Source organism: Ktedonospora formicarum (genome assembly GCF_016587355.1).
GTDB lineage: Bacteria > Chloroflexota > Ktedonobacteria > Ktedonobacterales > Ktedonobacteraceae > Ktedonobacter > Ktedonobacter formicarum.
In genome coordinates, this window is sequence record NZ_BNJF01000001.1 from 4,101,921 (window position 1) to 4,114,597 (window position 12,677).

At 52.2% G+C, this 12,677-nt stretch carries 11 protein-coding genes; 7 read left to right on the forward strand and 4 right to left on the reverse strand.

Translation table 11 applies throughout. The features are described from left to right. The first annotated feature begins 4 nt into the window (after positions 1–4). The 6 genes from ilvN (at position 5) to K3T82_RS17665 (ending at position 6,552) form a co-directional block, all read left to right on the forward strand. Positions 5–580 carry an acetolactate synthase small subunit gene (gene ilvN / locus K3T82_RS17640; protein ID WP_220194752.1) on the forward strand — a complete coding sequence of 192 codons (576 nt, stop codon included), beginning with the start codon at positions 5–7 and terminating at the stop codon, positions 578–580. Positions 581–675: 95 nt separating this feature from the next. Beyond that, complete coding sequence (gene ilvC / locus K3T82_RS17645; protein ID WP_220194753.1) at positions 676–1,716, forward strand: ketol-acid reductoisomerase; 1,041 nt, start codon at positions 676–678, stop codon at positions 1,714–1,716. Between the two features lie 61 nt (positions 1,717–1,777). After that, positions 1,778–2,938 carry a 2-isopropylmalate synthase gene (locus K3T82_RS17650; RefSeq protein ID WP_220194754.1) on the forward strand — a complete coding sequence of 387 codons (1,161 nt, stop codon included), beginning with the start codon at positions 1,778–1,780 and terminating at the stop codon, positions 2,936–2,938. 380 nt (positions 2,939–3,318) lie between these two features. Beyond that, positions 3,319–4,344 (forward strand): homoserine kinase, encoded by a 1,026-nt coding sequence (gene thrB, locus K3T82_RS17655; RefSeq protein WP_220194755.1) that lies wholly within the window; start codon positions 3,319–3,321, stop codon positions 4,342–4,344. Beyond that, on the forward strand, positions 4,298–5,797 hold the full coding sequence (thrC, locus tag K3T82_RS17660) for a threonine synthase (protein WP_220194756.1): 1,500 nt from the start codon (positions 4,298–4,300) through the stop codon (positions 5,795–5,797). The genes thrB and thrC overlap by 47 nt, the downstream gene beginning before the upstream one ends. Positions 5,798–6,069: 272 nt before the next feature. Further along, positions 6,070–6,552, forward strand: coding sequence for a hypothetical protein (locus tag K3T82_RS17665; protein WP_220194757.1), 483 nt, complete (start codon positions 6,070–6,072; stop codon positions 6,550–6,552). A 73-nt stretch (positions 6,553–6,625) separates the two neighbouring features. Here K3T82_RS17665 and K3T82_RS17670 read toward each other — a convergent pair whose 3' ends face one another. From K3T82_RS17670 to K3T82_RS17685, 4 genes are all read right to left on the reverse strand, one after another. Next, positions 6,626–7,672: a type I phosphomannose isomerase catalytic subunit gene (locus tag K3T82_RS17670; RefSeq protein WP_220194758.1), complete on the reverse strand. Its 1,047-nt coding sequence runs from the start codon at positions 7,670–7,672 to the stop codon at positions 6,626–6,628. Between the two features lie 142 nt (positions 7,673–7,814). Beyond that, a complete protein-coding gene (locus K3T82_RS17675; RefSeq protein WP_220194759.1) occupies positions 7,815–8,099 on the reverse strand; it encodes a thioredoxin family protein in 285 nt (94 codons plus the stop codon). A 150-nt stretch (positions 8,100–8,249) separates the two neighbouring features. Continuing rightward, positions 8,250–10,013, reverse strand: a complete 1,764-nt coding sequence (locus tag K3T82_RS17680; protein ID WP_220194760.1) for a DNA repair helicase XPB — start codon at positions 10,011–10,013, stop codon at positions 8,250–8,252. A gap of 6 nt (positions 10,014–10,019) precedes the next feature. Beyond that, complete coding sequence (locus K3T82_RS17685) at positions 10,020–10,694, reverse strand: alpha/beta hydrolase (protein WP_220194761.1); 675 nt, start codon at positions 10,692–10,694, stop codon at positions 10,020–10,022. An 877-nt stretch (positions 10,695–11,571) separates the two neighbouring features. On the opposite strand from K3T82_RS17685, the gene K3T82_RS17690 reads away from it, so the two are divergent. After that, the gene (locus K3T82_RS17690) at positions 11,572–12,522 is read left to right on the forward strand and encodes a GGDEF domain-containing response regulator (RefSeq protein ID WP_220194762.1); all 951 of its coding nucleotides are present in this window, start codon (positions 11,572–11,574) and stop codon (positions 12,520–12,522) included. Positions 12,523–12,677: the final 155 nt, after the last annotated feature.

A 12,677-nucleotide genomic window follows, 5' to 3' on the forward strand; every position in this document is an offset into this window, starting at 1 on the left:
GACAATGGCAACCACAGCAGCAAACATCGCGGCGTATAACGCCGAGTATGATCCAGATGCCCGCGCGGGCCATTCGGTAATTCCCCAGTCCATCGCGCGTGAGCATACCCTGATCGTTCAGGTACTTGACCGGGTTGGCGCGGTGGATCGTGTTGTTGGCCTGATGCGCCGACGGCGCGCCAACATGCAGACGCTAACCCTGAGTGGAAGTGAGAGCGACAACGTGGTGCGTGTCACGGTCACAGTCAATGATGCCGAGGTCGCAGTGGGGCATCTTGTCGAGCAACTGCGCAAAATTCTGGAAGTTCGCGAAGTCATCAGTATTCCTGAGCAGCAAGCGCTTATACGCGAACTGGCTATGATTAAGGTTGGATATTCTCCCGAGAAGAAGGCGGAGGTCTTCGGGATCGCCGAACTTTTTGGAGCGCATGTCGCCGAAGTAGCGGCTGAGACCGCCACCTTTGAAGTTAGTGGCAGCCCCGCCCGGGTTGCTCAATGCATTGAGCAGTTGCGGGTATATGATATTCGCGAAATCGCGCGTTCGGGCCGTGTCACGATGGCTCGCGGTACTGAAGATTAATCCTAGAGCCTTAACCAGACGATATTCAATTTTAGGCTCTCTCTGAGCCTCTCTATAACATTTCTTCTAAAGAACGAGGAGCTACGAAAAATACTATGGCAACTATTTACTATGATTCAGACGCAAACCTGGACGTATTGCAGTCGAAGCGGGTCGCTGTGATTGGCTATGGCAGTCAGGGCCATGCCCACGCGCTCAATATGCGCGATAGTGGCTGCGAGGTCGTCATTGGCCTACCCAGTGAGAGTAAGAGTCGTGCCAAGGCCGAGGCTGAAGGCCTGCGCGTTATGACGCCAGCAGAAGCGGCGGCTTACGCGGATGTCATCATGATTCTCATCCCCGACCAGCATCACCGTGAGGTCTTCGAGCGCGATATTCGTCCCGGCTTGGCTGCGGGTAAGATGATCCTGGTCGCGCACGGCTTTAGTCTGCACTATGCCCAGATTGTTCCTCCCGCTGATGTGGACGTCGCGATGGTCGCGCCCAAGGGACCGGGTCATATGGTTCGCCGCCTCTATACCGATGGGGCTGGTATTCCGGGCCTCTGGGCGGTCTACCAGGACGCGAGCGGTCAGGCTGAAGCTCTGACACTGGCCTACGCGCGCGCCATTGGCTGCACACGCGCTGGTGTTCTGCATACCACCTTTAAAGAGGAGACCGAGACCGACCTCTTTGGGGAACAGGCTGTACTGTGCGGCGGTGTCACGGAACTGATGCGCGCCGGATTTGAGACCCTGGTTGAAGCAGGTTATCAGCCGGAGTCGGCCTATTTCGAGTGCCTGCATGAGATGAAGTTGATTGTGGACCTGATTTACGAAGGTGGCATGGATTATATGCGCTATTCCATCAGCGATACAGCTGAGTATGGCGATTACATCACTGGCCCCCGCCTGATCAATCAGCAGGTGCGCGACGAGATGAAGAATGTCCTGAAGGATATTCAGAATGGCACCTTTGCCACACGTTGGATTCAGGAGAATCAGGCTGGTCGCCCCTCCTTCCTGGCGATGCGCAGGGCCAATAGCGAAACACAGCTGGCCCAGGTTGGTAAAGAGCTGCGCGCCATGATGCCATGGCTCGCCAATAAGCCTGGTGCGCAGACTGAGCAACCGAAAGCTGAAGCCAAGACGAAGTAACCGCATCGGTTTCGCAGATGAATTTGAGTGTTGAGAGGTAGGCATACAGGAGGCAAACGTCATGGGAACATCTGAGATCGTGGCCATCTTTGACACGACGCTGCGCGATGGTGCGCAATCACCTGGCGCGGCGATGACCATCGAAGAGAAGATACGTGTAGCTGATCAGCTTGTAGCGCTTCAAGTAGATGTTATCGAAGCTGGCTTCCCAGCTTCCTCACCCGATGATATGGCCTCAGTACGTGAGATCGCGCGTCGCGTCAAAGGTGTCGCAGTCGCGGCCCTGGCGCGCGCGGTCACCAGCGATATCGATATGGCCTGGGAGGCCGTGCGTGAGGCTGAGCGACCTATTATCCACGTCTCTCTTGCTACCTCCGACATTCATCTGCAACATAAGCTCAGGATTAGCCGTGAGGAGGCCCTGCAGCGCGCCAAAACAATGGTGGCACGCGCGCGTAGCTATTGCCCAACAGTCGAGTTTTCGGCTGAAGACGCGACCCGTAGTGATCGGGACTTCCTGTGCCGCCTCTTTGAGGTCGTGATTAGCGAGGGAGCCACCATTATTAACGTCCCTGATACGGTTGGCTATACCATGCCGGGCGAGTATGAAGACCTTTTCCGCTATCTGCGAGCCCATGTCCAGGGCATTGAGCATATCACGCTGAGCGCGCATTGCCACGATGATCTGGGTATGGCGACTGCGAATACCTTAGCGGCGACTCGTGGAGGTGCTCGCCAGGTTGAGGTAACCATTAACGGGATCGGGGAGCGCGCAGGCAACACCGCTTTGGAAGAGATTGTCATGGCTTTACGTACACGCTATGACGCCTTCCATATTGACACACGGGTGAAGACTGAATACTTGCTAGAGGCAAGCCAGATGTTAAGCCAGTTCACGGGTATACCAGTGCAGCCTAACAAAGCTATTGTGGGGTTGAATGCCTTCACCCACCAGGATGGAGTGCTCAAGCATCGCCAGACATACGAAATCATGAACCCACAATCTATTGGTTGGGGTGATATGAACCTCGTTCTGGGGAAGCACTCTGGCAGACATGGCCTGGATGCTCGCCTGCGGTTGTTAGGCTATAGGCTTTCAGCTGAGCAACTGAAGGAAGCCTATAAGAGCTTTGTGGCGATGGCAGAACAGCAGAAGGCTGTCTCGGATGACGCCTTGATTTACATTGCTGAATGTATGCAGGAGACTCCCTCGGCTGTCTAGCAACCCGTGCTACGCTCATACACCCTTCATGTGTGGTTCTACCGGGTTGATTGCGGTATTGATTGTAATTTGAGTGTCGGAACGCCCTGGCGCTCCGACACTTCTTTTTTTCTGTTCGTAGGGGGTGATATACGCTCATAAACGGGTATTTGTGTGTAGATTATCGTGTAAGTGACAAATACCAGGATTGAAAAATATCAATGTTCGTTATACGCAACATTGTGTAGTAGAGTTGAAGCCATAACGTTCTACGTATGTAAGATTTTGATATGACTTTTGTACTGATAGTATCATGCCTATTGTAAAACATGATAGAATAGGCAAGAAGGCGAAAGGATCGAGAAAAATGCGTCTTCGCTCGGAAAGGCAGGTAGCCTCTGATGGCACTGGCATTACCTGCTTCTGTGGATGTCTTAACGCCAGCCACGTCCGCTAATCTTGGACCTGGTTTTGATAGTCTTGGGCTGGCATTACAGCTTTATAATCGGTTTACTGTCGTGGAGAGCGGGGGAGATCCACTGCTTCCAGAAATTGACATTCAGGGATTGGGGAGTGAAGGGTTATCGCGTGGCCCTGATAATCTCTTCTTTCGGGTGTTCGCCATGCTGTTTGAGCGCCAGAAAGAGAGTTTACCCGCAGTGCGCATTCGTATGCTGAATCGTATTCCTCCTGGCTGTGGGCTTGGGAGCAGTGCGACGGCGGTCGTGGGAGGGCTGGTGGCTGCGAACGAATGGCTACGTGAGCGAGGGAAAGCCGTCTCTAAAGAAGAGTTGCTAGAAATTGCGGTTGAGATGGAGGCGGGAAATCATCCAGATAACGTCGCTCCTGCTTTGCTTGGCGGTTTGGTCGCGACCATTATGATTGATGGCCGGGCGCGTGCTATTAAGACCCCATTTCCTGAAGCCTTAAAAGCAATCATTTTTACCCCTACCTTTCCAATGGATACCGTGATGGGACGGAAATTGTTGCCGGCAAGCTATCCAAGAACAGATGTGACATTCAATACCGGGCGTGTGGCGCTCCTGCTTTCAGCATTGCAGACAGGAAATTATGAAGCCATTGGCGATGCTATGCAGGATCGCTTGCATCAACCTTATCGAGAGGCCATGTTTCCCGCTATGAACAGCATTATTCAAGCCGCAAGAGATGCGGGCGCGTATGGAGCATGCCTTTCTGGTGGTGGGTCGTCGCTTATCGCCTTAGCTAGCACGCGTTTCTCAGAGATATTGCGCGCTATGCAGGACGCTGCTCGTACGCATAGTGTTGAGGGGGCTGGTATGGTGCTACGAGCTGATCAGATGGGAGCACGGGTCGTGAAGACATCGCGTACCCGCAGACGAAAGGAAGTCAGTGCGCGTTATGGCAATCAATTCTACTGGTCTCCAGCCAGGCCGGGAGCCAGGTGAGGGAAATATGCAATCTCAGGCTACACTTGCGCCCGAAGTAGCGGCTCTCTTGTCCGCGATCAAGCTTCGTTGCGTCGAATGTTCGGCACTCTATCCGCCAGTTGAAATGCGGTCTTCTGCCACATCTGGTATGGTCCCGCGCTATCGCTGTGACTGTGGTGGTGTCCTTGATGTTGAATTAGAGTTCGCGTTGCCGAAACAGATCGCAGGGCAGGGGGACGCGGAAAGCTGGCGCCTCCTTGAGCGCTCGAGTAACGCGTCTGCGGCAGGCGCTCTCTGGCGACAGGTCTTTGATGAGCGTGTCTGCTCACCGCCTATCTGGCCTATAAGTACAGACCAACTTTTGCTCGACTATAGTGGTGTCTGGCGCTACCGTGAGTTGATTTTGCCCGCGCCAGAGCCATATGTAATCGCGCGCCCTGAAGGCAATACTAATCTGTATCCGGTAGGCATGGAGAATTGCCCAACGGGACGTGTGGGACACCGGCAGATTGGCACATATGCAGGCTTAGACCTGTTTTTCCTGAAGCATGAAGGCGAGAACCCGAGCGGAAGTTTTAAGGATCGTGGTATGACCGTTGGTGTCACAATGGCGAACCTGCTGGGCGCGACGGCTGTGGCTTGCGCTTCGACGGGCAATACCTCGGCTTCTCTGGCCTCCTATGCCGCGCAAGCGGGAATGAAGGGCATCGTGTTTCTGCCAGCGGGGAATGTGGCTTCTGGAAAGTTGGCGCAGACATTAGCTTACGGCGCGACTACTGTACAGATCAAAGGCGACTTTGATGCCGCCATGTCTCTTGTAGAGCAGGTCTGTAATGAACTGGGAATCTACCTGTTGAATTCGCTAAACCCCTTCCGTATTGAGGGTCAGAAGGCTATCGCCTTTGAGATTCTGCAACAGCTGGATTGGCAGGCCCCAGACTGGCTTATCTTGCCAGCGGGGAACCTGGGTAACATCTCGGCTATCGGGAAGGCCTTTCGTCAGGCTTATGACCTCTGTTTGATTACCCAGATGCCGCGTATCGCTGCTATCCAGGCTGCTGGCGCTAACCCTTTCTATAGAAGCTACCGTCAGCAGTTCGCCAGGCGCGAGAGCGTTAAGGCGGATACCGTCGCGACCGCGATCAAGATTGGTAACCCTGTCAGCTATGCCAGGGCGCGGCGCATCATAGAAGTCACTGATGGTATTGTGGCCGAGGTGACCGACGCGGAGATTCTAGCCGCTAAGGCGATGATTGATCGAGCGGGTATAGGCTGCGAGCCAGCTTCAGCGGCGACATTGGCTGGCGCGCATAAACTGGTCGCAGAGGGGGTTATCAAGCGTGATGAACGTGTGGTTGGCATCCTGACAGGCAACCTGCTCAAAGATAGTGTGACGGGTATCCCACAGCAGGGAAGTGGAATCATTGTCGAAGCCAACCTTGATGCTGTTCGCAAGGTCCTTGCCGTCTAGAACAATACATTTATTACTCTCTACCGCCTCCCAGTAGAGCCGTGCTGGAAGTTGCGGCACATGAGAGGTCGCGTGGTGACGAGGTCCGCGCGACCTCTTTTTTTTAGCTCTGTCTCTGCTCTGGTTCGCCTCTGTGCAACTTGTATGCCACACGCTTCGTAACATCCTTTAGAGGATAATAAATGTGGTATTGCTATCTATAGTTGAGGGACGAGAGCGCAACAGTGACTCTACCTGTCTGTAAGAGAATACCACGCCAACGAGAGTATATCGTGAACACGTTAAACCGTTTAAAACCCAGGCCCATTAGAGCATTTATTCCTCCCTGGAATATGCCATCTGATCCAGTGAAGGCCGTCATATGGTTTCTGCACTGGTTCCTTCGGGCTCTTGTACATTTTTTCTGGCTGCCTATTGGAGCAATGGTCATCTATGAATTGGTGGCGAACTGGTTGACCGGGGGCGCATGGAATGGGATTGTGAGCGGTCTGGTTACCCTATTCGTGGGAATGGTGATCTGGGGAATCTTATATATGATAACGCTAGCTGCCAACGTTGCGGGTAAAATTTCTCAAACCCTCTCAGATGTTTCACGTTTGCAGCAGCAGATGCCTGGGATGTATGGCCTGGATGACCTGTTTCGAGCCAGTGATTCCCAGGAAGGCACGCAGAGACAGGGTCCACAAGGCACGCGCGTGGTAGAGGGAACGATCACGGACCTGGATGAAGAGCGTCGTAAACGGCGCTATGAGTAAGGTAGAACATAATAATATCGCGTGCTGAGAAGCACGCGGTTATGTATGAAACATGGGTGAGAGCAGCAGTATGCTACTTGCTGCTCTCATGGTTGTGCTGACGCCAGAGCCGCCAGGCTTCATCTTCGGCGGAAGGTACATATGAGCGAAGGAGGAGCCCCTCGCCCTCCAGACGATAAGTCCCCAGTTCAGCAGGTAGAACGATGGTCTCGCCTCGCTCTAGTTGCTCACCCTGTTCCAGATCTGGACCATAGGCTACTCGTAGGCTTGCCCCTAGAGATGTGAGGATCACACAACTGTCAGTGGTGGTATCTTGCAAGACTCCGCGAGCTTTCAGATTTACCTCGCGCGTCACAAAGTATTGGCAAGCGATCAGGCAGCGTTCCTCGTATTGCTCCTGGCTGGAAAGCACTATCGGGCGGACTTTAACGTGTGGTGAGACGTGATAGTGTGATACATCGAGTGAGCGCTCGATGTGAAGCTCGCGTGTCTTCCCAGACGCATCCCGTCGTCCATAGTCGTACATGCGATAGGTCACATCTGAATATTCCTGCAATTCGTAGAGTAGGATGCCTGAGCCGATGGCATGCACTGTTCCAGCAGGCACAAAGACCACATCTCCAGCTTGAACAGGTTCCTCATGTAAGAGGGACTCAAGGGCTACGCTCTCAATGGCGTTTTGAACCTGCTCGCTATTGGAGGGAACCTGGAAGCCGTGAATGATGGACGCGCCGGGCTCTGCCGCGAGGATATACCAGAACTCAGTTTTGCCCAATTTGCCGTGTTCATTGCGTGCGGCATAATCGTCGTTGGGATGTACCTGTACCGAAAGTTTGGCGTTGGCGTCAATGAACTTGGCTAGCAGAGGAAAGCGTTCGCCAAAGATCGAGATAGCCTGTTTGCCTAGCAAGGGGGCACCCAGATATGTAACGAGCTCTCCCAACGTTTTTCCCGCATGGGGGCCATTTTCGATACGATTGCTGATCTCAGTCTCCCAGGATTCGCCTACCGTGCGGGCTCCCTCGGGAAGCCGTTTCCAGCCATCAAGTTCCAGGCGTTGTCCACCCCAGATTGTCTCATGGAGCGAGGACTCTAAGCGCAGCGGATAAAGTGAACTCACAAGAACTTTCTCCCTACCGTCCAATTTTATATTTTATTGGTGGACTGTCATGCTTGGTATATATCATCGATTGCGCGAGCGGCTGTTTATTCACTCGCGGCGAGCAAGACGCCTTCAACCTGGCGGCGCAATTTGTCACGCATCATAATACCTTTGATGCGGTAGAGCTCATTGCCCCTTTGAAGAAGACGAGTGTAGGGATGCCATCGATGTTCCACTGGCGCGTCAAGTTTTCTTCCTTTTCGACATTCACCTTTGCAAAGCTTGCCCGATCTTGATATTCTTTACTGATCGCTACAAACTCTGGCTCCTGTATCTGGCATGAATTACTCTTTTCGGCTGCAAAAAAGACAACTACTAACTGCGGAGCTTGTAGAACTTTATCAGCGAAATCTTCATTTGTGACATCGTAATAACTATCTGCCATACCATCCTCTTATGAAATAGTTGAGAAGCATATTTGTTTCTCAAGGTACCACTCAGGTATGGTGACTGTCAAGAAGAGATTTGTCCATGTAGCGCGTTTATGTAGGATTGAATGGGTTTCTTCATCGTGTGTTTCAAGGGATAACCACCTCTATTGGTTTCCCAATGAGTGTTCAGGCGGGCGTTCTGGGGAAGATGAGAGCAGCGTTTCTGCATCCTCAATGCTATATTGGTAGCCCTGTTCAGTTAAAAAAAGTTGGCGATTAGCGGAAAAGTCCTGGTCACGAGTGTCACGAGTCACAAGGGTGTAGAAATAGGCTGTGCCGCCGTCGCGTTTGGGACGTAAGATGCGCCCTAAGCGTTGGGCCTCTTCCTGGCGTGAGCCAAACGTGCCGGAGACCTGGATCGCGACATTGGCGTCAGGCAGGTCAATGGCGAAGTTTGCCACCTTGCTTACTACCAGAAGCTTGAGTTCGCCTCGACGAAATTGTTCATAAAGCTTCTCTCGTTGTGTGTTAGATGTGCGCCCGGTCAGGAGTGGGGCTTGAAACTGCTCCGAGAGAGCTTTGAGCTGGTCAATATATTGCCCAATGATAAGCACCTGATCATCTTTGTGGCGCTCTATCAGCGCGTGAGCGATCCGTGATTTGACCGGATTCTCAGCTGCTATCCGATACTTCTCGCGCGTTTCAGCCATGGCATAGGTAAGCTGGTCATGCTCATCGAGGCTCACACGAATTTCATGGCACTCAGCAGTCGCAATCCAGCCCTGACGTTCGAGTTCTCGCCAGGGAACGTCATATTTCTTGGGTCCGATAAGGCTAAATACATCGGCCTCGCGTCCATCCTCGCGAACGAGCGTCGCGGTGAGCCCCAGGCGACGGCGAGCTTGAATTTCAGCGGTTACGCGAAAGACCGGTGCCGGTAAGAGATGCACCTCGTCATAAATAATTAAGCCCCAATCATAGCTGGTGAGTAGTGAGAAGTGAGGGTACTCCTCCTCAACTGCCTCTGCCGTACTACTATCACCCATTTGTGAACTGTTCCCAGTGCGTCGATATGTGAGCATCTGGTAGGTGCTTACAGTCACCGGGGCAATATCTTTACGCTCGCCCGTGTACTCACCAATCATTTCGGGAGGGATAGTGGTTTTTGTGCGCAACTCATTGATCCATTGGCGTACCGCGACAGTATTAGGTGTCAGAATCAAGGTCGCACGCTGAATATCAGCCATTGTGACTAGTCCAACAATGGTCTTGCCCGCGCCGCAGGGCAGTACCACCACACCACTCCCTCCTCCGGGCGCTCCTCCCGCGTAAAACGCCGACGCGGCTGCGCGCTGATAGGAGCGTGGTGTAAAGCCCTGGTTATCTCCTTCCTCTTGTTGATGGAGAGCAAACGGTAGGGGGGACCCTTCGGTATACCCCGCCAGGTCTTCGGCGGGGAAGCCGATGTGAATAAGCGCCTGCTTGATGTGTCCGCGCCTGTTGGCATCGACTTCAAGGGCGTGTGCGTTTAGTGGGCGGATCAGGTATGGTTGCGCATGTCGATTTCGTAAGATCTGGGTAATGAGTAGATGGTCGTCTGATACTAGTAAGAGGCGTTCCTCCTCACGTATGAGCTTCAGGCGACCATAGCGCCCGATATAGTCATGGATATCGCTGACCATGTTGGGCGGGATCGGATATTTACTATAGCGTTCCAGCAATTCCAAAATATGCTGAGCATAGATACCGCCAGCGGCAGCATTCCAGAGTGAGAGCGGTGAGATGCGGTAGGTATGAATATGTTCTGGCGATTTCTCTAATTCAGCGAAGCGTGACAGGGCGTCGCGGGCTTCAGCGTGTAGTGGATGCTCGACCTCAAGCAAAATACTGCGATCACTCTGTACAATTAAAGGATTACTGGGGTTCATGGGCTTTTACACTCCAGGCATGTTTGCCCATTTCAGCAGATAGGTGCGAGCCGCGTTGACGGCAGGCTCCTCAAAGCCGCGCATGAGGTGACGAGCGCCAGTAACAACTTTGATACCCTTGGGGCCTTGCTGCTGCTCAACAAATGGTTCAAGTTTGTAGAGTGGGCAGATTTCATCGAACTCGCCTGTCATAAAGAGTTTGGGGCGCTCAAATTGGCGAGGGAAGCCGCCCATAGCCCGGAAAAGAGGTAAACTGATGGAAATAAGCGTGCGCACGCGGAGGTCAAAGGGTGCGTAAAGTAGCGCGATATATGCGCCAAAGCCATGCCCAACGACGCAGAGCTTGGAGGAATTAACATCGCGAATAGAGAGTGCCAGGTCGATAGCGCCAGCTAGATCGAGAGGCTCCAGGCGTCCATCTGTCTGCTGTCCTTGACTACGACCTACTCCGCGAAAGTTAAAGCGCAACGCATACATACCCGCTTGAGCCAGAGAACGAGCCAGGGCGACAAGTAGCCCATCATTCATGTCGCTGCTGGCAGGCTGTGGGTGACATAAAATTACGATAGGCGCGAGCTGTGTTCTCTGGACAGGTTCATGGAGAACCCCCTCCAGAATCAGGGCTGGCTGTCCCTTACTGTAAAACGAAATCGCTCGCTCCACAGGTGCTGATGAGGTCATGTGATGCCCTTCTTCTACCCGATGATGATACTTCTGGCACGTATCTTATCTCAGCTACGTCTAAGCGTCAACTCTTCGCGGAAAATAGTTTAGAGAGTCGTTGGTGAGGTCTTAAAGAGTGGCAAAGGAGCTACTGTAGAGAGTAACAGAGGGCTGGCGGTGGCTATTTTCGAGATGGCTAGCCCTATGTCGTATAATACCAGGTACAAAAGTCATGGTTATGTGATGTTTGGCAAATTTCTGATGGATGCCATAAATATGTGTGGCAAATACTTTGCAGAGAACACGAAGGATGTTATACTGGTTAAAGACATATGTATGCATATTTTTAATTATGTCGATTCGTATGTCAAGGCGATGCAGTATCATTTCCCAGTATGTGTACTTTATTTACTAAGAACTTCTGGTAACTCGTCACTATGCTATCCAAGAGACTGTGAATTGAAGTCATGAAGCAGGCACTTACGTCCTGCGGTGCTCAATATACGTCCCACTGGTTATGCGATTGACCTCGCCGCTATGTAGTTGTTGTCTTGAGCGAGTTGATCTGTGGGGGAGCATTCTCGCCGGGCTCTGTTGACTATGGCATCATGGGGCAATGCACTTTCATCAGACACTTATGAGAGTAAAGAACGACAATAGACTACGAGAGCTTATGCGCAGGCAGCCGTGATGTTGCAGATCGTTCATCACTAGAATAAAGTGCCAGGTCTCTATGGCGTACTATGGCGTGAGGAATGTGTATATGTGAGGTAGGTGGTAGATATTGTAATCTCACGGACAAAAGCTTCCACAGAATTGTTAGTGTTTCATGACAATGGTGGTATACGTGAGGTATACTCAGTGTATAAAATGAAACGTAGAGGCAGGAGTGCATATGTCCAGCATTTTAGTCATCGAGGATGAGGAATTGATCACTAAGCTGCTCCGAGCGAGGCTAGCGTTCAAAGGATACCAAACTGCGATGCACCTCAATGGCGATGCTGCGCTACAGTTTGCTTTACGTGAAATTCCCCATCTCATCATAATTGATTTCTCTACTCCAGGTCTTGATGGGTACGAGCTCATGCAACGGTTACGAGCTCATCCCAAAAGCATGCATATTCCGATCATTGTGGTTGGCACTCCTCAAGAGCTCTCTGACAAGGTTCGCATTCTGGATATGGGTGCTGACATGTACTTGCTCAAGCCTCTCAATGATGAGGAACTGCTCGCGCATGTGCGGCGACAGTTACGGCGTGTGCAGCAATACTCTCTCTCTCCTCTAACCTTCCTTCCTGGTGGCGTGCAACTGGAATGCGCGCTCGATGCAAGACTGAAAAGCCCTGAACCCTGGAGCATCCTCTATCTTGATCTCGACAACTTCAAAGCCTTCAATGATGTCTATGGTTTCCTGGCTGGCAATGATATGATTCTCCTGGTGAGCCGGATTAGTCAGAGTGTTGTCTACGAATATGGCAATGCGGCTGACTTTGTAGGGCATATAGGGGGCGATGATTTTATTATTTTAACGACTCCCGAGCGAACGACAATGCTCTATCAGCATATTATTAATCGCTATAAGCGCGAGAGTCGTAAGCTCTATCGTCCCGAGGATGTAGAGCGAGGCTCGATCAGCGGTGTTGACCGCAAAGGCCGCCCCTTTCAATTCCCTCTTGTCTCTCTCTCTGTTGGCATTGTGAGCGATCAGCGCCGCTATCCTCATGATGAGATTGGCCCCCTGGCTGCAACTGCCAAGCGTCGTGCCAAGCAATCCTCTGATAATGTGTGCCACATCGACAAAATGCCCGATCATAGCTGTGTCTTCTCTCTCTCTTCTTCCGCATAGCCTTCTGCCCTAAGCTGGCAAACAGGAATAAATGGCGCATGCGCATTGAGGCGTGTGCATTGTATCTGATGCAAGTATGCAGATCCTGCTCAATGGCGAGTGGTCGCTTTGCTGGCTTTACCTTGCTTTGTCCATGCCTGCTGAGTTGACCCTCC

Bases quoted from the DNA above. Each gene is read 5' to 3' on its own strand.
- thrC (WP_220194756.1), top strand. From the start codon at position 4,298: ATGGCAATCAATTCTACTGGTCTCCAGCCAGGCCGGGAGCCAGGTGAG.
- K3T82_RS17685 (WP_220194761.1), bottom strand. From the start codon at position 10,694: ATGACCTCATCAGCACCTGTGGAGCGAGCGATTTCGTTTTACAGTAAG.
- K3T82_RS17650 (WP_220194754.1), top strand. From the start codon at position 1,778: ATGGGAACATCTGAGATCGTGGCCATCTTTGACACGACGCTGCGCGAT.
- K3T82_RS17680 (WP_220194760.1), bottom strand. From the start codon at position 10,013: ATGAACCCCAGTAATCCTTTAATTGTACAGAGTGATCGCAGTATTTTG.
- K3T82_RS17675 (WP_220194759.1), bottom strand. From the start codon at position 8,099: ATGGCAGATAGTTATTACGATGTCACAAATGAAGATTTCGCTGATAAA.
- ilvN (WP_220194752.1), top strand. From the start codon at position 5: ATGGCAACCACAGCAGCAAACATCGCGGCGTATAACGCCGAGTATGAT.
- thrB (WP_220194755.1), top strand. From the start codon at position 3,319: ATGGCACTGGCATTACCTGCTTCTGTGGATGTCTTAACGCCAGCCACG.
- K3T82_RS17690 (WP_220194762.1), top strand. From the start codon at position 11,572: ATGTCCAGCATTTTAGTCATCGAGGATGAGGAATTGATCACTAAGCTG.
- ilvC (WP_220194753.1), top strand. From the start codon at position 676: ATGGCAACTATTTACTATGATTCAGACGCAAACCTGGACGTATTGCAG.